Source organism: Anaerosacchariphilus polymeriproducens, from assembly GCF_003363435.1.
In the GTDB taxonomy this organism is placed as follows: domain Bacteria; phylum Bacillota; class Clostridia; order Lachnospirales; family Lachnospiraceae; genus Anaerosacchariphilus; species Anaerosacchariphilus polymeriproducens.
Window position 1 is genome coordinate 227250 of record NZ_QRCT01000049.1, and the last position, 24348, is coordinate 251597.

Consider the following 24348-nt stretch of genomic DNA (forward strand, 5'->3'; position numbering starts at 1 on the left):
ATTATATCAAAATTTCTAATTATAAAACAGGCAATGAATTTCTATAATAAATCTAGAAATTCATTGCCTTATTAATTTTATTCTGACAACTACATCATTCGCAAACGTTGTTACTATTTTTAAACTATTCAATTAGAATTCAATCGTTTTTCTTATATCCTTTTTAAGAACAGTATCTGATACTACCATCCAATATAAACCTAAAAATATCAAAAGAAATAATTTATTTAAAGTAAGAAAAACACATAAACATATAACACTATAAAGCCCCCATAACATCAATAATAACATTTTTGTATTATTTGTATTTCTATATAATATCTTTATCTTTTTTACCAGGTAATATAAAAAATTCTGTTCAAATACCAACGAAACTATTAAAATAAATGATTTAATAATAAAATTCATATCACTTATTGATGATAGTAAATACATAAATATAATATTTTTTGTTAATGCAGTAAATATCTCTTTTCTTCCCTTGCTTTTTTGTTCTATTCTATTTATAAATTCATGAAATATTATATTTTCCCTATGTATTTCTACCCAACAAACATAAGAAAATATTATGTCCAATAGAGCTAATGCTATAGAGAATGATAAAACAATCTTTATATTTAAGTATGTTGTTAAAATATAAACTATAAGTAATTCTATTACTTTTATTAAAATTATGGCTCTAACGTTATTTATCTTCAATGAATATCCAACATTAATATAGGAATCTGGAAATAAGGATAATAATATTCCCAGAAGAACTCCACCAATTGCAATCAACCAATAAATACTATTATTTTCTAAATTATATAATATGAATGTTAATGCTATCCCTGTATAAAAAAATATTAACGAAAGCCATAATAATACTTCTGGAACTTTCATCTTATTAAATATTCTCATTTTTTGTATCTCCTGTTTTGGATTATCAACAGATTAACTCTAAACTACTGCCAATAACAGGTTACCAATTATGTTTCTTTAAGTCAATCATTTTTTCTATTTGAAGAGTCTACTATGATGAATATTTTTCCTTTATTTACACACACTATCATTAAAAGGAGTGATACATCATGAAAAACAGAAATAATAAACCAAAATCTACAAACAAAACTAAGACCCAAAATAGTTGCAACAACAGCGTGCAAAATAGCGAAGCCCATAAGCCAAGTACTCATTCGGGTATTGACCGTGAACGAAGAGATGGGCCTGGCGGTAATTAAGGAAGCAAAAGCTTCCTCTCATTACAACTTAAATTGTTTTAATCCCTCAGCAATACTAAATGTTTTAATTTCTTCTATATTGATATAAAAGATTTTAAATAAAGGATTTTCTGTAGAACCATACATGCTTTTTATGCTTGGGTTTTCATCAAGTGCTCGTTCTTTAAGTTCCTTATCTTCTACAAATGCAGCTTTACCACTTATTGACAAAACCGGCGTATAGTTTTGTGGATATGTACAGAATGAAACATTAGGGTTGCTATTTATTTGTGCAAAAACAGCTTTTTCACTGCTTGTGCAGAAATATATCTTTTTCCCATCCGCAAAAAGATATTGGAATACCCTCGTCCTTAATTTGTCATCATCCTGAGTAGCCAGTACTCCGTTTGGATTTTTTTCTAAAATACTTACATAATCAATCATGTTTCATACCTCCTATTTTTAAGGGCTTGACGTTTTTCATCCCTGACTTTAGAATAGTACTGTAATCACATAATGTAAAGTAGGTACTTTTTTGTTCTATAGTAACCTATATGAAACTATTGGAGGAATTTTAATGATTGAATTAAAAGATTTACCTGATTGTCCTGTTGAAACAACTTTATTCTTAATAAGTGACAAATGGAAGGTTCTAATTATCCGTGATTTATTAAACGGAACCATGCGCTTTGGAGAGCTGAAAAAATCAATTACCGGTATATCTCAAAAAGTTTTAACTCAACATCTTAGGGCAATGGAAGAAAGCGGTCTGATTTCACGAAAAGTATATGCACAAGTCCCTCCAAAAGTCGAATATACTTTGACAGAAACAGGAATGAGTTTAAAACCGGTTCTTGATGCAATGTGGCATTGGGGATTAAAATATAAATCGAATAATACAGATAATCGCAAGACATCAAAAAGAGACTGAATATGAACATTTCAAACATTATCTTTAATGATATTAAACAGATTAAAAATTAAAGCTGGGATAATTTTTTTAGTATAACTTCAATAATTAAAATTATAAATATCAATAGTTCCATCAGTAAAACTATTCTTTGAACATCATTAAATTTTGTCATGTCTATTCTCTATTGCAACCTCTCCGTTTTTGAGGATACTTATTATTTTGTATGTAATTTTACTTGTTCGTTTTCAAATATAGTATTTGTTGATTTATAGCTGTCATCCAAACAATACTTAAAATAAGGACTTCTAAGCAAATAGCAATTTTTACATATTTCCGGTACACAACTATCAAATCTTCGATTATACCAATATTCATGATACTCTATAAATGATTTTCTTTTTATTATATCGTCCAGCTCATCAGAGAATAAATTACCAAATATCTTCTTATCTCTTGTATGTAAACCACAAGGTGCAAAATTTCCTTCATGACTAATAAAAAATAAATTAGTTCCACAGTATTTATGATTAGACATATAAGGATAATTAGCAAAATCTTTTAAATTTATCTGTATTCCCCGACAAATTAGTTTATTTTCAAGATTATTCCTCATAAGAAGCCAATTTTCATTCTCAATGTTTCCCGCTTTTACTATAGGCGCAAAAGTAATTTTATTTACCCCTTTATTCAAATAGAAATAATTAATATATTCTTCTAAATCTTCTGCTTTATCTTCCTGAAAAACAATTTTATGTGTCACGACATATATATATTTCTTCTTTGTATCCCTTATCTTTAACAAGTAGTCCAAATTATCCATCACTCTTTTAAAATCAGAATATTTTCTAATTGAATTATATTTTTCTTCCCTATAATCATCAATTGATAATGCAAACCATGATACTCCATTTTCAACCAATCTATCAATTTTTTCACGAGTTAATGCTACTCCATTCGTTACAATTGCAATCTGCTCTGTATATTTTTTAGCAACTTTTACAATCTCTGGTAAATATGGATTAAGCGTAGGTTCACAGTCGCCTTGAAATACTACATTACTAATGTAAGTTTTTAGCTTTTTTAGTGCAATATCCAATTGCTCTGGTAACATATATTCAGCATCATTTATTCCTGCTTCTACAGTACATCTAGCCTCGCACATAACACACTTTAAGTTACAAATATTAGTCGGTTCTACCAACACTGTCGAATTAAATAAATACATGTTCTTTCCTCCTACTTGTGATTTAATATTTTTTCATATAGGTACTTTTCAGTCTCGCACGAATGTATTTTTTCATCATTATCATTTATAAATTTTAATAGTCCTGTTTTAAAATCAGTATTATAAACATAACCTATTATTTCAGAATTCAACCTTTTCGTAGATTGCTTCCAATCAAATCTAGTATATGTCTTTAAAAAATCAAAATATACTGGATCTATAGCTACTATCTGGTTAGTTTCTTTGTAAATTATTTGACTTTTGCTATTTAATAGTTCTTTTTCTATTAAATAAATATCATTCCAAGTATATTCTTCTTCTCCTGAAAGATTGTATATCCTTCCATATGTATTTTTCAATCCACTAGCTTTTGCAAATGCTAACCCTACATTATCTGCATGACATGCTTGAAAATTTCTTTTTCCAGCCTCTGTTAATACAACCGACTCATTATTTAGTAACCTTTTTAATACATATCCTCCCTCAAATGACAAATTATTAACCAAAAAATCTTTTCCAAAAATATGCCCTGGTCTAAATATAGTGACATTAAATAACTTTTTATCCATAGCTTCTAAAAACACTTTTTCCGCCTGCAATTTCCCTTGTCCATACTCAGTAAATGGTCTTGTTTCACTTTCTTCAGTAATCCAATCTTGACTTATTCTTGGAGTATAAACACATGATGTCGAACAATAAATATAGTGTTCAATTTTGTCAGCAAAAGTATTAACTGCTAATTCTGCATCCTTTCCAGAAAAACAAAGCATATCAATCAAAACATCTGGTTTATAATTCAATATCTTTTCTAAATCTTCTTTACAATAGCGATTTCCTTGTATTGTCAGTACCTCATATTCTGGCTTCTTATTACCACGATTAAAATGAATTACTTCCTTTCCTTCTGCTACACACATTTTTGTAATACTTGAAGAAAGTAATCCCGTTCCTCCTAAAATAACTATTTTCATTTATGCAACCCTCTAACTTTTATCTCATAATTTTAACAAATTGTTTGTATAATAACTATCTACATCTTTTAAATGTAATAAAACTTTATCAGTTAAGTTTTCAGACGTATCACTTATTAAGACATTTGGTTCCAATAAATCTGCTAATACATGATACATATGCGTAATTTCCTTTTTAGGCGGCAAAATGAATGCTTTCTTATAAACTTTATAGCTACTAGTCAATAATTCATCAAAATCATATTCATTAAAAACATATTCTCTTGCTGCTGGCATTCTGTATAGCTCATTAATAACTTTCGTCTGGATTTCCTCCGATAAAAACTTCTTACAGAACTCTTTTATATTATAATAAAGATCTTTTGTTATAAATTTTGATATAAATAAATAACTAGCGTTAGCAGTAGAACGGCATTCTCTGTTAAGTTTTGGTATTTCACAAATTCCTAAATTGTGTCCTGTTGCTTTGTCAAACCCTGAAATATTCCAGTCCCCACCAATACAAAATGCTGCTTTCCCCTGTATAAAACATTCATTACTTTCTGTCTGCTCCCACTTAATTGGTAAAATAGACTTGTCATATATAAGTTCTTTTAACAAACAGATGGTTTTATATAATGCCAGCCTTGGAATTGCTTCCGAATTACTACTCCATAAATCTGCACCATACCCATATAAAAACGGCAAAATAAAATAACTCAATCCTGTTGGAAAAACAAAACCATATTCTAGATTAAATTCTTTCTTAATTTTCTCTGACGTACATATTAATTCCTCCATTGTTTCTGGTTTTTCATTCACATAATTTTTATTATAAAATAATAATTGATGATTCCCCCCCACTAAAGGAATACCTGTTCTCTTACCATTTATAATTGATCCGTTTGCCAAATGCTTATCCGTTAATTGAAATATTTCATCAAATTCTTCACTTTCTAATATCATAAATTCTTCACTATTCCATTTATTGAAATAATCATTTGCTCCTATTGTTGCAATCCTTTTTCTTAATTCTTTATTCTCCCATGCTTCTGGAAAATCAGTTAGATATAATGATTTCATTATATCACTGTAATGAAAATTCACATATTGATGCAAATTCCAATTCTCTGAAACAACTCCTAATGTTTCACGTAATAAAAAAATTTCCAATTTGTTCATAGTATCTTCCTTTCAAATAATTATTTTTTAGAATCCTAATTCTAATAAGGCTATTCCTATCTGCTTCAACTTAACTGTAATTACATTTTCCCTAACAGAAAATTGAATATCACACAGCCTATCAATATCTGTAAAATTTAAGTATTCCATTTTAAAAACAGCTAAACTAATTTTAGTATGCATAATAATATTTTTCTTACTTAGCTCCATATCTAATGGAATTTTTAATATTTCCTCCTTCCATTCCACATCATTAGTAACTGGTACAGGAACCATGCCAATCCAATATTTTGCAGAATCATCTTTTTTAATAATGAACACAGCCATATTTGAAGTTACCATATATTGGATTAGGCTACTTTGCTGTAAATCATTTTTTATTAGTTCATATTGATTCTCGATTTGGTGATACAATTCAAATAATTCTTTATCACTGTTCCAAGCAATACTTTCTGGTCTATTGTTAGCTCTATGTATTCCTGATGATAAATCTTGATTTCCTATCACTTCGTATTTGGGATGTCTATTTCTTCCTACATTTGCAAATCGACTTAGAAAAAAACGCACCCCCATTCCAACTTTCCCTTCTCTATGTGCTAGTTCTTTCCCTAAAAAAAGCGGATGTGCCATATCATGAGTATCTATTGCCCAAACTGTATTAAAACAATTACTATTATTACTATTAGATGAACATAAATCATAAAAAATTTTTTCTAAATTGCATTTGTTGTATTCAAAAGCTACATGAGAACTAATAATCAAATTAAAGCCGGCTTTATAATATTTATCTGCATCACACCCCACATGGTCCGCTAAAACACCAATACCTTTCCAACTATTCTTTAATTTTTTTACTATTTCATTGATTTCAACTGGTGTAAGCATTTCATTTAAAGGTATTTCTATCCCATTTTCTTTCATAACATTATCAAAGATATGATCCACATAATCAATTCTAAGAAAATCAAATAAATATTGCTCAACTTTGTCGTTTAAATAGTCTATAAAAAAATTGAAAAATTCAACATTTATACCTTTTTCCTTATCATCTAACATATATGATACTGGAATTTTATTAGCTTTAAGCCCTTTATGTATATAAAAATTTGCATGTAGCCATATAGCATGCTGTCCTTGATTTTGACCATATTTATCTTTATATTCCCAAATAGGAGCTTGTATATTATAAGCATATTTTTTAAAACCTGGAACAGATAACCCATTCCATGTATGAGGCGGAACTGTATAATATCCTAACGCACTCAACCTTTTATTAATCTTATCAATACATTCCATATCCCAAATATCAGATTGTTCAATGCCATTTTTCTTTATTTCCTCCTCAACTACCAGCGCAACCTCTTTTTGACATTGATTTTGAAATTCTACTGAATATTGTACATCAATATCCATATTATCAAACAATGTTGTTTTATCTTGTGCCAATTTAATCCATCTAAATAATTCCGGTTTTTGTAATCGGAGTACCGAATCATTACTTGTATGAGGAGTGACATCAAACCCTACTGCCATATTCAGTAAATGACAACAGTCAATAAAGAAAAATATCTGCTCTTTAGGCAAAACACCTTTGTCCATATATTCCACATTAACTATTTCGTGATTAATATGGAAAAATGATTTTTGACAATAGATAATTCCTGCACTACACTCAAAAAAGGGGGCAAGATGTATTGCAGAAACCCTTAATGCTGGTAATAATTTAACCGCATCAATAATATTTCCCGTTTCCTCTACTTCGTTTCCTATTGCCCTTATATTGAAAAAGCAAAAATCTCTCTCTAGTAACCACAACTCATTCTCTTTATCCGAAATTATGCTCTTAGGTCTTACGCCTTTATAACCATATTTCACATATAATTTCGCAAAGAAATAAATGATTGCAAAGTCTGAAATTTTTAACAAATCACGAAACATATAATCCGAAATATGCCTTCTTAGCAAATATTGAGCGAAAAACAAATTAGAATGTTCCATTTCTTTTTCATAAGCAGATCCGATTTTTTCCTTTGCACAACAAAAAATTTTTTTCCAATATTCAGGCAAATTATTTATAACTATTTCCTCTTTCATATACACAATCCTTCGTATAAATTCCTTTTACAATTTCCTCTAGTTTTGGTTCCTCAACAATAAAATCCGTTACATCATATTTCCCAACTATATCTTGCATTAATTCAGGAAAATCTACCTCTTTTTTTAGAAACTTAATAGAAATTCTATTTTTCTCTTCATTTTCTACATTTAATATACCGTTTCTTTCTCTTATATCTATTAAACAAGTAGTTTCTTCCTTAAATTCAAAATGTACTGTTCTTGTAATTGCATATACATTTTTTAATTCGTCTAAGCTGCCATCAAAAATTTTTTTTCCTTTATCTATAACAATTATTTTATTACAAATTTCTTCTATATCATCCAAATCATGTGTTGTTAATAATACTGTGGTATTTGTTTCTTTATTAATTTTCTTTATAGCCTGCCTAATTTTTTCTTTAACAATTATGTCTAACCCTATTGTAGGCTCATCTAAAAATAACACTGCTGGATTATGTAACATAGACGCAGCCAAATCTGCTCTCATTTTTTGTCCAAGACTTAAATTTCTTACGGGGGTTAAGTAAAACTCTTTGATTCCAAGTATCTCTATCAAAAAATCTAATCTTTCACTAAATTCTTCTTTTGGCACCTCATATATTTTTTGTAATACAGAAAATGACTCCGATACTGGCAAGTCCCACCATAATTGACTCCTATTTCCAAAAACCACTCCAATATTTTTAGTATACCTTTTTCTTTCTCTGTATGGAATCATTCCATTTACAGTGCATATTCCCTGTGTAGGTTCCATTAATCCAGAGAGTATTTTTATCGTTGTAGATTTACCTGCACCATTCAATCCAATATAACCAGCCATTTCTCCTCTCCCGACATTAAAACTCAAATCATCTATTGCTCTTTTTATTGTATATTCTCTCGAAAAAAAAGATTTAAATGTACCTCCTAATCCTTCATACTTTTTATTAACCTTAAATTCCTTACATAAATGTTCTACTGTTATCATATACTATTCCTCCACTTCGCTTTCAGATACCAAATACTTTTATTGTTCTATCAAGTTCCTGTTGGTTCAAATCTTTTCAATCCTATATACCAAACCTTGATAGAAACAAATAATAAAATAGATGCTACAACTACCGAATAAAGAACAATCTCATAACCGCTAATACTTCCATTTAAAATATGAATTGTCCCTGTATCTCTTTTTAAGCAAAAAATAGCAGGAAAATATGCCACAATCGGAAATGGCAACAAATATAACAATATTTTTTGTATAATGGCATTCTTATAAATTGTAAGAGGATATTTTGAAGTATTACTTATTTCAATGCCTGCTGTCATAAATTCTCCACAACAAACAGTCCAAAAGGCAGGTGCAGAAAATAAAAGTTTAATAGCAAAAAAAACTACCAAACCACATATAAACAATATACACAATAAGAAAATATCCAGCACGCCTAATGACAAATGCAAAACATTGCCCGATAATATGATTATAACTAAACCAATTATTACTTCACTCAATCCACTGATTTCTACTCTCTCCATGACAATGTAAAAGATTGGATTTAATGGTCTTAACAAAATTTCGCTAAATCGCCCATCCTTAATTTTATTCCATGCAAAGCTCCATATATTATCATTATAAAAATGATCCATTCCCTTTACCATAACAAAAAAACCATACATCAAAAACATCTCATAAAGATTGAAGCCAGCAAGAACATCCATTTGCGAAAAAACTAATATAGTTAATAAAAACATATTAATCTGTCCTATCAATACTGAAAACACTCCAATTATGAAATCAGACTTATATTGTAAAATTGTCTTTAACTGTAAATTTAAAAATTGAAAATACAACTGTATATACCGCATTTCTATCCTCCATATATTGTTATTTTTTTCTGTGCTTTATTCCACAGAATATGAATCAACGCATTTAAGCATATTATCCAAAAAAATTGTAGAAAAATATGCAACAATATATCAGATGGTTTGTCAATAATTCCTGACAAAATAGACATTGGAGTATAATACATACTTTGAAATGGTAAACAATATGCTATCTTTCCCAAAATATTAAAACACATCATAAAACCTGGATGATGTAGAAATGATAAACTACTTGTAACGAACTCTGTGCCTTTTCCTAGTTCTATATAGAAACTAATTGCCACTAGCTGACCTGAAAACAATCCCATAATAGAATTTGCAAAAAATTGAAGACCCCAATAATTAGTTGTCCAGAAAGTCAATATCCCCATCAAATACGAAAACAAAAAAAATAGTATAATTGCCAATACTGTAGAAACTCCAAAAAATAATACACCTAGTAAGGACATTGACTTACAACCTGTTAAAACGAAAGCAACTACCATTAGAGGAACTAAACCAATGGCTTCACCCATCTTGGAACCAATATGTCGAAAAAAAACCATCATTTTATAATTTAAAGGTTTACTCAAATTCATGGATATGCTTCCTGTTTTTATATCTTCTGCTATATTCATATTTTCCATACATGAGGTTATATTATAGAACACAACTCCAAAACTTATATATGTAAGATAATTATTTTGTGCCACTCCCATAAAATTTCCATTTAACTCTAAATATACTGATTTCCAAAGATAATATTGCACAAGCATATTAAAAAGAGTTGAAAATGACCACATTAATGCTTTAAATCTATATGCATACTTTTGCTTTAAAGCATTCAAAGCAAAAACACTATATTTTGATAGGTAACTAACCACACTCTCACCCTTCCTTATGTATACAGGTTACTTTTCTCACAACTACCTCACTATTTTTATAATATTTCTCCACAATATCTTCACTACTAAATCCATTGGCTGCACCATTACAACGAATTTTTAACGCTGCAAATATCTCCGCCCGAGTCAATGCTTCTACTGCTGAATATCCTTTCATGTAATAATTTATAAAGCATGAAAATAATGCGTCTCCTGCCCCAATAGTATTCACAACGTCACCTACATGAGCAGCTTCCAATCTGTATATTGTATCATCAGAACGTTCATATAACAGTACCCCCTTCTTACCAAGTCCGATTACTATAATCTTTGATAAATACTTTTCTTTCATTTCAAAAATAAATTGTTCTGCACTACATGGTAATTGCTCATCACTCAAAAATAAAATATCTGCATATTCCAAAAATTCCTTATTATATTCATCATCAATATCACTTAATACGTGAACATCACTAGCAATTAATTTTCCAATCTTTTTTACTTTTTTTAATAATGAGCGATTGAAATTAATATTGCATAAAACAACCAAATCACTATCTTTTATCGCTGCTTCTAATCTGGTGAAATCCATATTTTTTTCCTGAATGTCTTTCAAATCACAATATATTTGTCTTCTACCTTCCTCATCATACAATGCAACTGTAACGGGCGTCTCTTCTAATTCATGGTAAATAAACTGGTTTCCTATTTTTTCGTTTTCTAACTTTGATAAAATTCTCTTTCCTTCTTCATCCTCACCAATAAAAGATGTTATTTGTATATCATTTTCCAATGCCAAAAGAGCTTTTCCAACATTATAAGCCACACCTGAAACATCTGATTTTATACCAAAAAAAGGATAATCAATAGGATAATAATTAATTGGAAATTCTCTAACCTTTAGTGTTGTTTCAATATTAATTAAGCCTGATACTATTACTCTCATTTTCTACCTCATCTTTCTGCCTTGTTTCAAAATCTGTTTTTAAATACAAATTATTATCATATATCTCTTTTCCATATCTATCTCTCAATTTCAACAAATATATATCATTATGGATATGCTCAGATAGTATCTTTGTAAACAGAACATTATTGCTTACTGTTCCATTCCATTCCTTCAGCTCTGTCCCCCTATCAGCTATTAATGATATTTCATTGTCCACAACTAACATAAATCTAGATGCCAAATGCCCTTTATTCATATTTCTATAGTGAGAATAAAATTCCACACCACACTCTAAATCCAAATCATAAAATGAGAACACCACTACCCTAACTTTGTTTTCTTTTAATGTCTGGAATTCTTCTTTAAAACATGACAAATCAAAATCTGCATTTATATAAACCTCATTTTTAGCATTTTTCAAAATAGCCTTTGCTTTAAAGATAGTAGTTTCAAACCCTCTGAAAACAAGATTAATATTTTTTCGTCGTAACTCTTGATAATTTTTTAATTGTTTTTCTGATTCCTCCATAGCATTTATCATTTCAAAGCGCATTTTACCTAAAATCACTCCTGGTTCTTGTGCTATATACAATGCAGTATCATTAGGTACCATTTCAACCATACCCTTTTCTAACATATGTTCTAAAGCATTGTATATTGATGTTCTCGATATATCTATCTTTTTAGCTAATTGATATGCCGATAAAGGTTCTGTTCCTAATAAAGCTAAATATATCTGTGTTTCTAACTTTGAAAAATTTAACTTTTCTAAATTCTCTTGAATTCTCATTATATCTTAATTCCTCTCATCACTAGTTGTTCATTTTGTACAACTATTATATAGTATTTTTTTAATTTCTGCAAGTCTAACTTATTGGGGGCACATCATAAACTTACACTTCCAACATTTTTATTTTTGTAATAAAATATCATCTATACAATTACTTCCTCTTTGTTAGTTCGCCAACCACTTAGACCAGAGGTAATGTATAGATGATATCCAATTATATCAATAAATTATTAAATATTGAAGGTATTTTTATAAAAAATATATTTTAGAACGATTCCCAAGAAAGAACGTAATCAAGTAGAATTCTTTGTTGTGATATGTGAAAACAATATATAGAGTTTGGACAAGTCTATTTTCCTAATGCAAAAATTGTAATAGATGAATACCATTTTATTAAGCAAATCACTTGGGCTATTGATCGAATAATAAAATTTTAATAATAAAATCAAAGTAATGAAACGTACATCTTATGGAATTAAGAATTTTGAAAGATTTAGAACAAGAATATTACATTGTACTAATTAATTAAGAAAAAGAGAACACAGAGCCTAAAATAAAGGCTCTCTAAAGTTATTCTCTAGAAAGCCTTTAAAATCAATATTTGAGAGCTGATAACGGGAGTCGAACCCGTGACCTCCGCACTACCAATGCGACGCGCTACCAACTGTGCCATATCAGCTTAGTATTAAATGTTTTAGTCCATTAGTATTTAAACTACCAATGTTTCGCGCTACCAACTGTGCCACGCCAGCTTGTATCTCGACTGTAATACTATACTATAGAGAACATAAATTGTCAATAACGTATTTTATTTTTGATTACATTTTATGCAAACGTAATTCCTTCAAAATCTTCTATTTTTAAAGTCGTTAAATCTTCTTTTCTTATCTGTTCCTGCTGTATCAAACGCTGTGATTGTTTTAAAATAGCTGCTTCCAAATAGTTTCTCATTGCTCTTGCATTCGCAAAGTCCTTCGTTTTATAGCACAGCTTTACCTCAACCTTTTTTTCTACAAAATGTCTTGCATCGCTGTCAGTATAATAATCAAGTTTCTTTTCCATGCCTTCTAGAATCTGCATCAGTTCATCCACTGTATAATCTTCAAACGTCAAAATTCTGTTAAACCGTGAACGGAACCCGGGATTAACATTTAAAAATTGATTCATTGGTTCCGGATAGCCAGCGACAATTACAATAAGCTGGTCTCTATAATCCTCCATCGCCTTTGTAAGCAAATCAATGCCTCCCGGCCAAAATCAGCTTCTCCTCCATTGTTTGAAAGTGCATATGCTTCATCAATAAAGAGAACACCGCCCTTTGCATTTTCAATTACTTCTTGTACCTTCTGACTGGTCTGTCCTACATAACCTGCTATCAACCCAGAGCGGTCAATTTCAATAAATTTGTCTGTCTCAGCAATATCCAATGCATAATAAATCTTTGCCAAAAGCCTGGCAAATGTAGTTTTTCCGGTACCCGGGTTGCCAAGAAACACCATGTGGTTAGAAAATTCCTGCACTTTTAATCCATTTTCTTTTCTTAGCTTATTGATTTTTATAAATGAAATTAACTTGTGGACTTCTTGCTTTACAGTATCCATTCCAATAAATCCATTCATTTCTTCTAAAAGTTTATCTAACGATCCTTTTTCAAGCTGAACAACTTCTGTGTCTGTATTGATAGATACCTTCTCTTCTATTCTTTCTTTTTTCTCTTCTTGATAAACAAATTGTCCATTTTTAATAAATTCTCGTAGCATACATAAATAATCTGTGATTCTGACTAGTTGAACTTCATTCAAATCCCGATTACAGGAGATCACTTCATGTCCTACTTTATCAAATGCTTTATAATATACATTTATAATATTATAATATTTGCCTTTCGCTTCCGGAGTATTGAGCAATTTAGGTTTCAGAAAATAATCAAAAGACTTTGCAGGCCTTAATAACCAGGATTCATCTTCTATTTCACGATTCCTTACCAAGGCTTCTATTTGTGCTTTCTCCAACTCCTGGAGAAAAAATTTATTAATAAAGTCAATTTCCTCCGTATCGACCTCTCCGTCACACTTAGCCAGATATGCACAAAAAGTGATAATATCTCTCTGCAATATTTCTACAATAGATTCTCCCTGATGAGGGCCGAATCCATCCTTGTCCAACTCAAGTGCCGTATCCAGACAACCTCTTACTATGGTTAACGTTGTCGGACTAATTGTATAGTCAATACATGTTCTCATAACTTACATTTCTCTCCCTATTTATCTAACTATAATAAAATTGAACTTAATTTATTTTTAATCCTCTGTAATGCATTGTCTACTGACTTGGCAGGCTTATCCAATATTTCTGCAATTTGAATGTATCCTAATCCTGTAATATATAATTTCAATACTTCATTTTCAAATTTACTTAAATTCTTTTCCAATTGTTTCTCGATATTAGATACATTCTCCTGGTCAATAAATTTCTCTTCGGGACTTTTCTCCGTTAAACTTTGTAACACTTCTAATAAAGGAGTTTCTTCTTCCGTAGAATGATTGACGTCTAAATATAAAGATACATAGCTGTTTAATGGAATATGCTTCAATCGGTTCGAGGCCTGGACTGCACTGTATAATTGTCTGGAAATACAAAGCTCTGCGAAGCTGAAAAAAGATGCCTCTTTTTCAATCTTATAATCTCTGATGGCTTTAAATAAGCCTATCATTCCTTCTTGAATCAAATCATCACTTTCTCCACCGATCAGATACATAGCTTTCGCTTTTTTACGCACCAGATTTTTATATTTATTCATAATATAATCTGTAATTTCTTCTTGCCCTGCTCGAAGCATATCAATTAACTGTTCATCGGTCATATTTTCATATCTATTCATACCTTACCCCTATACATATATGATTATTGCATTCTCTGACGGACAATTTCGAAAGCGAGAACACCTGCTGCTACGGATGCATTTAAGGACTCAATATCCCCTTTCATTGGAATAGAGGCTGAATAATCACAATTTTCTTTCACCAAATGGCTTACTCCACTGCCTTCATTTCCAATAACTAAACCAATGGGACCTTTTAAATTTAATTTGTACATGACGTCCCCATCCATATCTGCACATACAAACCATAATCCTTTTTCTTTAAGTTCTTTAATCGTCTTGGATATATTCGTAACTTTGGCTACAGGTGTATAATTGATAGCACCTGCTGATGCCTTGGCAACGGTAGCGGTCAGACCTGCAGCCCTTCTTTTTGGAATAATGACTCCATGAGCACCTGCCAAGTTGGCAGTACGAATGATAGCACCCAGATTATGCGGATCCTCTATATTATCTAGTAAGAAAACAAAGGGTGGTTCTTCTTTCTCTTCGGCAATTTTAAGTATATCTTCTACCTCTGCATATTCATAAGCTGCTGCATAGGCTATAACACCTTGATGTTTTTTCGTCTCAGAAATTTGATCCAAACGTTCTTTGGAAACATATTGTATAATAGTATCTCCTTTTTTGGCTGCCCGGACAATTGATTGTACAGGTCCATCGTGACAACCATCTAAAACAAACAGCTTATCAATGGGTTTTCCAGCTCGGAATGCCTCTATTATTGCATTTCTTCCTTCAATCGTAAGTTCTTCGTATCTCATACACTACTCCTATTCTTGGGGTATCAGCCCCGTTCTTTCCAAACCTATCTTAACCAACTGTACAATTCTATCTAACCGATTATTTAAATATAAGAAACCTACTAATGCTTCAAACCCTGTAGCCCTTCGATAATCAGACATGCTGGCATTCTTTGCCATAGTTGAAGACTTTGCATTTCTACCTCTTTTAAATATGATCGTTTCCTCTTGTGTCAATTCCTCTTTAACAGCCTCTATCAAAGCAGACTGTGCCGCCGCTTTTACCATCTTACTAGTTTTTTGATGTAAACGATTGGCACTAGTATTTCCGTTCGCCACGACAATCGAACGAATGACCAAATCATAAATCCCATCTCCTATATAAGCTAATACTAATGGAGAATAATTTTTGGGGTCTTCATGTCCAAGGCCAAAGGAATCAACAATGTACTGATTTAAGCCCTTTTCCATTTTACGCCCTCTCGAGTATCTTCTAAAATAATTCCCTTTTCTAATAGTGTATCACGAATTTCGTCTGCCCTGCCAAAATTTTTTTCTTTTCTTGCATTTTGTCTCTCTTCGATTAATTTCTCTATTTCGGTATCGAGTATTTCTTCTTCCTTTTCTACCATGATTCCCAAAATATCACATAATATATGAATGGTTGAACGTAATTCCTCTAAATACTTCTTTGAACTTTCTGCTGAAGCTGTAGTATTCGCATACTTAACAAGTTCAAAAACTGCTGAAACAGCATCTGCTGTATTAAAGTCATCTTCCATAGAAGCTTCAAATTTCTGAACAAATCCCTTACTCTCTTCCAGTTGATTTCGTTCCTTTTCACTTAATTCTTCCGCTTTCGTTACACTTATTAAATGTTTTAAGTTCTCAACCGCTGTTAAAATTCTCTCTAATCCATTTTTGGATGCTTCCATAAGCTCTTCGCTAAAATTTAAAGGACTTCTATAATGTGCACTCAACATAAAGAAACGAAGCACTTGCAAATCATACTTTTCACTGATATCCCGCACAGTAAAGAAATTTCCTGATGATTTTGACATTTTTCTATTATCAATGTTTAAAAATGCATTGTGTAGCCAATATTTTGCAAACTCTTTCCCATTCGCAGCTTCACTTTGCGCTATTTCATTTTCATGATGTGGAAAAACCAAATCTTCACCACCGGCGTGTATATCAATTTCATCACCTAAATATTTTTTAGACATGACCGAACATTCAATATGCCATCCAGGACGTCCTTTGCACCATGGAGAATCCCAATAAGGTTCTCCATCTTTTTTGGGTTTCCAAAGCACAAAGTCTAAAGCGTCTTCCTTTTCATTACCAGTCACTTTTATTTCTCTATGTCCTGCTTGTAGATCTTCTAGATTCTTATGAGATAATTTACCATATTCAGCGAACTTTTTGGTTCTAAAATATACTGTCCCATCTTCAACTGCATAAGCATATCCTTTTTCTATTAGTGTTTGAATCATTTCTAACATATCACTAATTTCTTCCGTAGCTAATGGATGCTTCGTTGCCGGTCTTACATTCATTGCTTCCATGTCTTTTTTACACTCAGCAATATAACGTTCTGATATCTCTGATGCCTCTACGCCTTCTTCAATTGCTTTTTTGATAATCTTGTCATCAATATCCGTAAAATTAGATACAAAATTCACTTCATATCCTTTATATTCCATATATCGGCGAACAGTATCGAAGACAATCATTGGCCTGGCATTTCCAATATGAATTAAATTGTAAACAGTCGGACCACACACATACATCCGAACTTTTCCTGGTTCTATTGATTTAAACTCTTCTTTTGCTTTCGTTAGCGTATTATAAACTTTCATTTTTCTCCACACTTTCCACTTCGTTCAAGTTCTTTTCTTATTTCTTTTAGTTCATTCTCTAAATCAATTAATTTATTACAAAATGCTGAATTTTCCTTCTGCAACGTCTGCATATCATTTTTGACCGGATCAGGTAAATCAATTTGATCCATATCGCTTCTTGGTATCTTTTGATTATTTCGTTTTACAATTCTACCAGGTACTCCTACAACGGTACAATTTGGCGGAACTTCTTCTAAAACTACAGAACCTGCTCCTATCTTTGAATTTTCTCCAATGGTAAAGGAACCTAAAATTTTGGCTCCTGCACTTACCATGACATTATCCCCCAAAGTAGGATGTCGTTTCCCTTTTTCTTTACCTGTCCCCCCCAGTGTAACTCCTTGATATAAGGTAACATTATCCCCTATAACAGTAGTTTCTCCAATAATTACTCCACTTCCATGGTCTATAAAAAAACCTTCACCAATCACAGCTCCGGGATGGATTTCAATTCCGGTTTTCCGTGCAGCTCTTTGCGAAATCCACCTTGCTCTAAAATAATGCCCCTTCTTATAATGTTTATGCGCTCTTCTATAACTTAACATTACACGGAAACTTGGATACAACAATACTTCCCATGGGGATTTAATCGCTGCATCTCTCTCTTGAATCACTTTAAATTCATTCATAATATAAGAAAAAATTCCCATCTTTCCCTCCAATTATTACTTTTACGCGACCGAGCGGTTTATTCTTAGAAACTGTAAAGCATTCCTACAAAATAAAAACTTCGTCTCTTATTGTACTACACACTAAGAGACGAAGTATATCCGCGGTTCCACTCTATTAAAAGAAAAATTATCTTTCACTCAATACACGTAACGTGTGTAATTCGTACTAAGCTACTTCTTTCACCTAGTCAGCTCCCGGACGCACTTTCAAAATACTTCCCTAAAGACTGCTCACAGCCACCGACAGTCTATCTCTGATATTTCAGTATCTCTACTCTTTCCGTTCAAAGCCTTTTTTATAAAATTCTTAATACTTACTAATTTATACTATTCAAAAATATCTACTTTGTCAATAGCATCCAATATTTTCGTCATTTTTACTATAAATCTTCCCTATCTCTTCTCGTGACAGCCTTGGCATCCGGAACAACCACTTCCTGCTTGACTGCTATCATCATATATATAATTTGCAACGGTTCCGAGAGAACATATTGCTTGTGCAGAAATTCCTTCTCCACTTCCGGTAAAACCCAGCCCTTCTTCCGTAGTCGCTTTTATATTGACCTGTTTTGGAGACAACTTTAAAGTTTCTGTAACATTCTGAATCATATCATTGATAAATGGCAAAAGTTTTGGTCTTTGAGCAATAATCGTTGCATCAATATTTTCAATTAAATAATAATTTTCTTCTAATAATTTACCAACATTCCTAAGCAAAACTATACTGGATACACCTTCATATTTTGGGTCCGTATCCGGAAAATGCCGGCCGATATCTCCCATAGCTGCAGCTCCCAACAGTGCATCCATTATTGCATGGACCAATACATCTGCATCAGAATGTCCTAAAAGTCCTTTCTCATAAGGAATTAGCACTCCTCCCAGGATTAAGTCTCTGCCTTCTGTCAATTTATGGACATCATATCCTATTCCTACTCTCATTAGTTTCCTCCAAATAATATATTAATTAGGCATTTATTTAATAACTTCAAACTGGTAAATCGTCTTAGACTGTCTTTTCTCACCAGCATGCAAGATTGGCTGCGGAAAATTCTCATGATTCATCGCATCCGGATAATACTGTGTTTCAAGACAGATTCCATGACGCGGCCCGTAAACAACTCCTTCTTTGCCTTTCAGACCTTCAACAAGGTAATTACCAGTATAAATCTGCACACCTGGACAATCTGTGAAAACTACCATTTGTATTCCTGTCTTTTTATCCTCTAACTGTGCTGCCTCACCGAACAGCTCATCCGTATTTAAAATCCAATTATGATCATAACCTCCTGCCATTTTCAATGGTTCATAATCTGATTCAATTTCCTCAGATAATGCCTTTTTTCGCGTGAAGTCCATCGGAGTCCCTTTCACCGGTACAAACTCTCCGGTCGGAATAGATTCAGCATCCGCAATTGTAAACATATCTGCATCTACCCAAAGCTCTTGTTCCAATATACTTCCAGAAGCATGGCCTGACAAATTAAAATAACTATGATTTGTCATATTAAAAATGGTAGTTCGGTCAGAAATTCCTTCATATGTAATGGATAATCCATTATTCTCTGTAATCTCATAGGTTACATCGACAATTAGATTTCCCGGATAACCTTGATCCATATGAGGACTGTTATATGTCAGTGTTATTTTATTTTCTAAAAAGGCAGTTACTTCCCACTTTCTTTTATGATAATACTTAAGTCCAGAATGCAGGTTGTTACCATTATCATTGGCATCCAGTTGATATTCTATCCCTTCTATTGTAAGCTTGGCATCCTTAATACGATTACTGTTTCTTCCAATCGTTCCACCCAGACATCCAGAATTTTCTTCGTAAGAAATAGGATCATCATACCCCAACACTACATCTTGAAACGTCCCATTCTTATCCGGTACCCATAGTGAAACTAATGCTGCACCATAATCTGTAATCGCTGCCTTCATGTTTTTGCTGTTTTCGATGGTGTATAAAAAAGTTTCCGTACCATCATTTAATTTCCCAAATAATTCTTTTGTCATACTACTCATTCCTCCTGTCTTTTTACTCTGGTTTTATTTTATCATATTATTCAATCTTTGGTATATTTTTCTTAAAAAAATAACTAATAATGGGCAGTTTTCTAAGTGAATTTTATCCCTTGAAAAAATCCGCATGTTTGATAAATTCCGGCTATGACATTGTCAATATTGGTGTTACAATTTTGCTTGACTATCTCAATCAAAAAAAATATGATAATGATGTATGAATAAATGGAAGGAAGATTTCTTGCTGCAGTTAAAAGAAAATGCTATTCCCTTCAAAACATTTGTAGATGACAATCATTATCACATTTGGTGATTCCACTTCTTCAATCGTGATAAAAAGGAAATGAATTTACAGCCAATTAATCATTACAAAATACATGTAATTTAAAAGTGATTTTAGATATGCTAAAGTATTACGATAAATAATTACTAAGAAACATAATGGAGGTATGAGATGACAAATCAAAATAATTTACCCCCTTCAGATGCTAAGGGTGAAGTAATCATCTACCAAACAGATGATGGACAAACCCATATTGATGTCAGAATGGAGGATGAAACTGTATGGTTGACACAGGCACAACTGTGTGAACTGTATCAGACAAGCAAATCAAATATCAGTGAACACATAAAACATATCTTTGAAGAGGGCGAATTAAATAAGAATTCAGTTGTTCGGAAATTCCGAACAACTGCCGCTGACGGAAAAAACTATAATACTATCCATTACAATTTGGATATGATTATTTCACTCGGATATCGTGTCAAATCATTGATTGCTACAAATTTCCGTAAATGGGCAACAGAACGTTTAAAGGAATATATGATTAAAGGTTTTACAATGGATGACGAACGTCTGAAAAATCTAGGCGGTGGCAGTTACTGGCATGAACTCTTAGACCGTATCAGAGATATCCGTTCATCAGAAAAAGTTCTTTACAGACAAGTTCTAAACCTATATGCAACAAGTATTGATTATAATCCACACAGTGAGGAATCTGTACGATTTTTCAAAATTGTTCAAAATAAATTGCATTATACAGCACACGGACACACCGCTGCAGAGGTAATCTATGAACGAGCAGATTCCACGAAACCTTTTATGGGACTAACCTCATTTCCTGGTGATATGCCTACACGAAAGGATATCGGTATTGCCAAAAATTATTTAAACGAAGAAGAATTAAAAGTCTTAAATAATCTCGTATCTGGATATTTCGACTTTGCAGAAATTCAGGCAATACGTCACAATCCAATGTACATGAGTGATTATATTAAACATCTAGATTCAATTTTATCTTCCACAGGTGAAAAAGTATTGGAGGGTTCAGGAACAATTAGTCATGTAAAAGCTATAGAGAAAGCAACGAGGAATATCGAAAATTTCAGATACTCTCAATTACACCTGTTGAAGAAGCGTATCATGACACAATAAAGTCACTTGAAAAGGAAGCAAAGAAAAAATCAAAAGAATGACATTGCAATTTGGAGAACTACATATGAATATTAATAATTATATAGAATCTCAATACCGAGAGTTATCAAATGACATAAACATCGAATATCTTGATTTATAGGATTGCAACGTGTTCTTAAAAATAGTAGTTATGCTTTTCATATAGATGAATACTACTCTGAAATAATTAAAAAATCTCAAAAATTTTTATCTGGCAACTTTGGTAGTGAAATACCATCGCATATGGAAAAAGTTGAAATATACTACACTCTTCCTATTTTTTTTCAACAAAACACAATATCTATTAAGTCAGATACTTTAAAAAAATATGAGGGTTTAAAACTAATAGGTGAAGGCTCATATGCACAGGTATTCAAATGAAGATGTAGTGGTTGTAAAAATTGCTGATTTTGGTTTAGTAAAACTTCCTGATAGTCAGCTTACAAGCATTAATACAGAATTTAAAGGTTATTTTAATGACCCGGAGCTTGTAGTTGAAGGATTTAATAGTTACGGAATTTTACATGAAACATATGCATTGACTAGGCTAATATACTTTGTAATGACAGGAAAAACAAATACATCTGTAATAAAAGATACAAAATTAAAAACCTTTGTAGAAAAAGGACTTAGTTCTGACAAATCAAACCGCTATCTAAATATTACAGAATTAAATAATACTTTCAAATTAATATAAGATTAAGATTAACTTATGCAACAATTCGCAAAACGACAGAATTCAACTGCAAAAACGACCACTCAGGAGCATTTCTACTCTTTAATAGTCGTTTTTCTGTCTACCTGTTCGAAGGTGTCACTCAAAATTTATTAGTTTTCTGAATATCCCTAAGTGAACTCTCCAAATGGAAGTATTTTATTATCCTAAGAACATTTTTAAATCTTCATCTACTGAACCAATACCTGCAATACCAAAGTTCTCTACTAATACTTTTGCAACATTCGGAGATAAAAATCCAGGTAATGTTGGTCCTAAATGAATATTTTTTACTCCTAAGTATAATAAAGCTAACAGAACAATAACTGCTTTTTGTTCATACCATGCAATATTATAAGCAATTGGAAGATCATTCACATCATTGAGTTCAAATACCTCTTTCAATTTGAGTGCGATAACCGCCAAGGAGTATGAATCATTACATTGACCAGCATCTAGCACTCTTGGAATTCCTCCAATATCACCTAAGTTTAATTTATTATAACGATACTTCGCACAGCCAGCTGTTAATATAACCGTGTCTTTTGGTAACTTCTCTGCAAATTCTGCATAATAATCTCTGGATTTCATTCTGCCATCACAACCTGCCATTACAAAGAATTTCTTGATTGCACCGGTTTTCACTGCATCTACCACTTTGTCTGCCAAAGCCATAACCTGAGCATGTGCAAAACCACCAACAATTTTTCCTGTTTCAATCTCTTTTGGAGCAGGTAATTTCTTTGCATGTGCAATTATTTCACTAAAGTCTTTTGTGCCATTGTCTGTACGATTTTTAATATGTTTAAAACCAGGATACCCGGTAACACCTGTCGTATATACTCTATCTTTGTAACTATCCTTAGGTGGTATAATACAATTTGTAGTAAATAGAATTGGACCTTGGAAAGATTCAAACTCTTCGTTCTGTTTCCACCATGCATTACCATAGTTTCCTATGAAGTTTGTATACTTTTTGAAAAATGGATAGTAATGTGCCGGTAACATTTCTCCATGCGTATAAACATCCACTCCGGTATCCTTTGTCTGTTCTAGTAGTTCTTCTAAATCTTTCAAATCATGACCTGATATTAAGATAGCAGGATTGTTTCTTACTCCAATATTTACTTCTGTTACTTCCGGATTTCCATAAGCTCCTGTATTGGCTGCGTCAAGCATTGCCATTGTATCTACACCAAATTTTCCGGTTTCCAGCGTAAGTGCGACTAAATCATCTGCGCTCAAACTATCATCTAGCGTTGCTGCTAATGCTTTTACCATAAAATCATAAATATCATCCGCCTCTTTGCCTAATGCAAGTGCATGTTCTGCATACGCTGCCATACCTTTTAAACCATAAGTAATCAATTCTCTCAATGAACGTATATCTTCATTTTGAGTTGCTAAAATTCCTACTTCAACCGCATTTGATTTTGCTAAAATATCTTTCTCATTATCAACCGTAAAAGTTGCAGCATCATGCAACTGTCCCAAATTAATTCCCTTTTCAACTAACTCTTTTTTCATTTCTTCTCTCAAAGAAATTGCTTCTTTTATTTTCACAATAAAAGCAGTATCATCAAAATTAGCATTGGTAATCGTCATAAATAAACCGTTTAAAATAAAGTGATTTGTTTTTGGAAACCTGATTCCGGCTTCCAAACCTTTCTTTTCTAACAATGCAATCCCCTTTAATGTATAAATCATTAAATCTTGTAAGTTAGAAACCTTATCCGTCTTTCCACAGACCCCTCTCATAGTACAGCCCTTTCCTTGGGCAGTTTCCTGACATTGATAACAAAACATACTCATACAAAAATCCTCCTTTAATCTGATAACTTTTAAATTCTTTATGCACTTATCATATAGGAAAATTAATGATATATCGGTATCCCATGTTACCA

Annotated in this window: 24 protein-coding genes, 1 tRNA gene, 2 pseudogenes and 1 other annotated feature; of the genes and pseudogenes, 5 read left to right on the plus strand and 22 right to left on the minus strand. The window is 31.9% G+C overall.

Translation table 11 applies throughout. The features are described from left to right. Positions 1-132: 132 nt before the first annotated feature. The gene (locus DWV06_RS14530; RefSeq protein ID WP_115482911.1) at positions 133-900 is read right to left on the minus strand and encodes a hypothetical protein; all 768 of its coding nucleotides are present in this window, start codon (positions 898-900) and stop codon (positions 133-135) included. 170 nt (positions 901-1070) lie between these two features. Between DWV06_RS14530 and DWV06_RS18435 the strand changes: the two genes are divergently transcribed. Further along, positions 1071-1220 carry a hypothetical protein gene (locus DWV06_RS18435; RefSeq protein WP_155522639.1) on the plus strand — a complete coding sequence of 50 codons (150 nt, stop codon included), beginning with the start codon at positions 1071-1073 and terminating at the stop codon, positions 1218-1220. A gap of 21 nt (positions 1221-1241) precedes the next feature. Here the strand turns inward: DWV06_RS18435 and DWV06_RS14535 are convergent, their stop codons facing one another. Beyond that, a complete protein-coding gene (locus tag DWV06_RS14535) occupies positions 1242-1643 on the minus strand; it encodes a pyridoxamine 5'-phosphate oxidase family protein (RefSeq protein ID WP_115482912.1) in 402 nt (133 codons plus the stop codon). 133 nt (positions 1644-1776) lie between these two features. Here DWV06_RS14535 and DWV06_RS14540 point away from each other — a divergent pair, with 133 nt between their 5' ends. Further along, entirely contained in the window at positions 1777-2130 is a 354-nt protein-coding gene (locus DWV06_RS14540) for a winged helix-turn-helix transcriptional regulator (RefSeq protein WP_115482913.1), read from the plus strand. A 196-nt stretch (positions 2131-2326) separates the two neighbouring features. Here DWV06_RS14540 and DWV06_RS14545 read toward each other — a convergent pair whose 3' ends face one another. Genes DWV06_RS14545 through DWV06_RS14585 form a run of 9 tightly spaced genes read right to left on the minus strand, consistent with a single transcriptional unit; the run spans position 2327 to position 12049 of the window. Beyond that, complete coding sequence (locus DWV06_RS14545; RefSeq protein WP_115482914.1) at positions 2327-3337, minus strand: radical SAM protein; 1011 nt, start codon at positions 3335-3337, stop codon at positions 2327-2329. An 11-nt stretch (positions 3338-3348) separates the two neighbouring features. After that, positions 3349-4308: an NAD-dependent epimerase/dehydratase family protein gene (locus tag DWV06_RS14550; protein WP_115482915.1), complete on the minus strand. Its 960-nt coding sequence runs from the start codon at positions 4306-4308 to the stop codon at positions 3349-3351. 24 nt (positions 4309-4332) lie between these two features. Beyond that, complete coding sequence (locus DWV06_RS14555; RefSeq protein WP_115482916.1) at positions 4333-5469, minus strand: extracellular solute-binding protein; 1137 nt, start codon at positions 5467-5469, stop codon at positions 4333-4335. 27 nt (positions 5470-5496) lie between these two features. Continuing rightward, a complete protein-coding gene (locus DWV06_RS14560; RefSeq protein WP_115482917.1) occupies positions 5497-7563 on the minus strand; it encodes a hypothetical protein in 2067 nt (688 codons plus the stop codon). Beyond that, entirely contained in the window at positions 7538-8554 is a 1017-nt protein-coding gene (locus DWV06_RS14565) for an ABC transporter ATP-binding protein (protein WP_115482918.1), read from the minus strand. Before DWV06_RS14565 ends, DWV06_RS14560 begins: the two co-directional genes overlap by 26 nt. A gap of 50 nt (positions 8555-8604) precedes the next feature. Continuing rightward, complete coding sequence (locus tag DWV06_RS14570) at positions 8605-9429, minus strand: ABC transporter permease (RefSeq protein ID WP_115482919.1); 825 nt, start codon at positions 9427-9429, stop codon at positions 8605-8607. A gap of 2 nt (positions 9430-9431) precedes the next feature. Next, positions 9432-10310 carry an ABC transporter permease gene (locus tag DWV06_RS14575; protein ID WP_115482920.1) on the minus strand — a complete coding sequence of 293 codons (879 nt, stop codon included), beginning with the start codon at positions 10308-10310 and terminating at the stop codon, positions 9432-9434. Positions 10311-10314: 4 nt separating this feature from the next. Continuing rightward, on the minus strand, positions 10315-11256 hold the full coding sequence (locus DWV06_RS14580) for a carbohydrate kinase family protein (protein WP_115482921.1): 942 nt from the start codon (positions 11254-11256) through the stop codon (positions 10315-10317). Then, on the minus strand, positions 11228-12049 hold the full coding sequence (locus DWV06_RS14585; protein WP_115482922.1) for a TrmB family transcriptional regulator: 822 nt from the start codon (positions 12047-12049) through the stop codon (positions 11228-11230). The genes DWV06_RS14580 and DWV06_RS14585 overlap by 29 nt, the downstream gene beginning before the upstream one ends. A 261-nt stretch (positions 12050-12310) precedes the next feature. On the opposite strand from DWV06_RS14585, the pseudogene DWV06_RS19120 reads away from it, so the two are divergent. Further along, positions 12311-12574: pseudogene (locus DWV06_RS19120) on the plus strand (transposase); the annotation flags it as partial. Between the two features lie 81 nt (positions 12575-12655). On the opposite strand, the gene DWV06_RS14600 reads toward DWV06_RS19120, so the two are convergent. From DWV06_RS14600 to DWV06_RS14645, 10 genes are all read right to left on the minus strand, one after another. After that, positions 12656-12728, minus strand: a tRNA-Thr gene (locus DWV06_RS14600). A gap of 146 nt (positions 12729-12874) precedes the next feature. Beyond that, the gene (locus DWV06_RS14605) at positions 12875-13285 is read right to left on the minus strand and encodes a P-loop NTPase family protein (protein ID WP_147289870.1); all 411 of its coding nucleotides are present in this window, start codon (positions 13283-13285) and stop codon (positions 12875-12877) included. Continuing rightward, complete coding sequence (locus DWV06_RS14610) at positions 13240-14292, minus strand: AAA family ATPase (RefSeq protein WP_115482924.1); 1053 nt, start codon at positions 14290-14292, stop codon at positions 13240-13242. The genes DWV06_RS14605 and DWV06_RS14610 overlap by 46 nt, the downstream gene beginning before the upstream one ends. A gap of 29 nt (positions 14293-14321) precedes the next feature. Continuing rightward, positions 14322-14930 carry an RNA polymerase sporulation sigma factor SigH gene (gene sigH / locus DWV06_RS14615; protein WP_115482925.1) on the minus strand — a complete coding sequence of 203 codons (609 nt, stop codon included), beginning with the start codon at positions 14928-14930 and terminating at the stop codon, positions 14322-14324. Between the two features lie 23 nt (positions 14931-14953). Continuing rightward, positions 14954-15694, minus strand: coding sequence for a 23S rRNA (guanosine(2251)-2'-O)-methyltransferase RlmB (rlmB, locus tag DWV06_RS14620; RefSeq protein ID WP_115482926.1), 741 nt, complete (start codon positions 15692-15694; stop codon positions 14954-14956). Between the two features lie 9 nt (positions 15695-15703). Next, positions 15704-16144: a Mini-ribonuclease 3 gene (locus DWV06_RS14625; protein WP_115482927.1), complete on the minus strand. Its 441-nt coding sequence runs from the start codon at positions 16142-16144 to the stop codon at positions 15704-15706. Further along, a complete protein-coding gene (gene cysS / locus DWV06_RS14630) occupies positions 16129-17535 on the minus strand; it encodes a cysteine--tRNA ligase (RefSeq protein WP_115482928.1) in 1407 nt (468 codons plus the stop codon). Before cysS ends, DWV06_RS14625 begins: the two co-directional genes overlap by 16 nt. Further along, positions 17532-18227 (minus strand): serine O-acetyltransferase EpsC, encoded by a 696-nt coding sequence (gene epsC, locus DWV06_RS14635; protein WP_115482929.1) that lies wholly within the window; start codon positions 18225-18227, stop codon positions 17532-17534. Before epsC ends, cysS begins: the two co-directional genes overlap by 4 nt. Positions 18228-18329: 102 nt before the next feature. Beyond that, positions 18330-18545: a binding site (T-box leader), on the minus strand. A 96-nt stretch (positions 18546-18641) separates the two neighbouring features. After that, complete coding sequence (gene ispF / locus DWV06_RS14640) at positions 18642-19190, minus strand: 2-C-methyl-D-erythritol 2,4-cyclodiphosphate synthase (RefSeq protein ID WP_115482930.1); 549 nt, start codon at positions 19188-19190, stop codon at positions 18642-18644. A 33-nt stretch (positions 19191-19223) separates the two neighbouring features. Continuing rightward, entirely contained in the window at positions 19224-20267 is a 1044-nt protein-coding gene (locus DWV06_RS14645; protein ID WP_115482931.1) for an aldose epimerase family protein, read from the minus strand. A 460-nt stretch (positions 20268-20727) separates the two neighbouring features. On the opposite strand from DWV06_RS14645, the pseudogene DWV06_RS14650 reads away from it, so the two are divergent. Both DWV06_RS14650 and DWV06_RS18865 read left to right on the plus strand, forming a co-directional pair. Then, positions 20728-21749 (plus strand): annotated as a pseudogene (locus DWV06_RS14650) (virulence RhuM family protein). Positions 21750-22090: 341 nt separating this feature from the next. After that, a complete protein-coding gene (locus DWV06_RS18865; RefSeq protein WP_235828975.1) occupies positions 22091-22426 on the plus strand; it encodes a hypothetical protein in 336 nt (111 codons plus the stop codon). Positions 22427-22606: 180 nt separating this feature from the next. Here DWV06_RS18865 and hcp read toward each other — a convergent pair whose 3' ends face one another. Continuing rightward, positions 22607-24256 carry a hydroxylamine reductase gene (hcp, locus tag DWV06_RS14660; protein ID WP_115482932.1) on the minus strand — a complete coding sequence of 550 codons (1650 nt, stop codon included), beginning with the start codon at positions 24254-24256 and terminating at the stop codon, positions 22607-22609. Positions 24257-24348 lie beyond the last annotated feature (92 nt).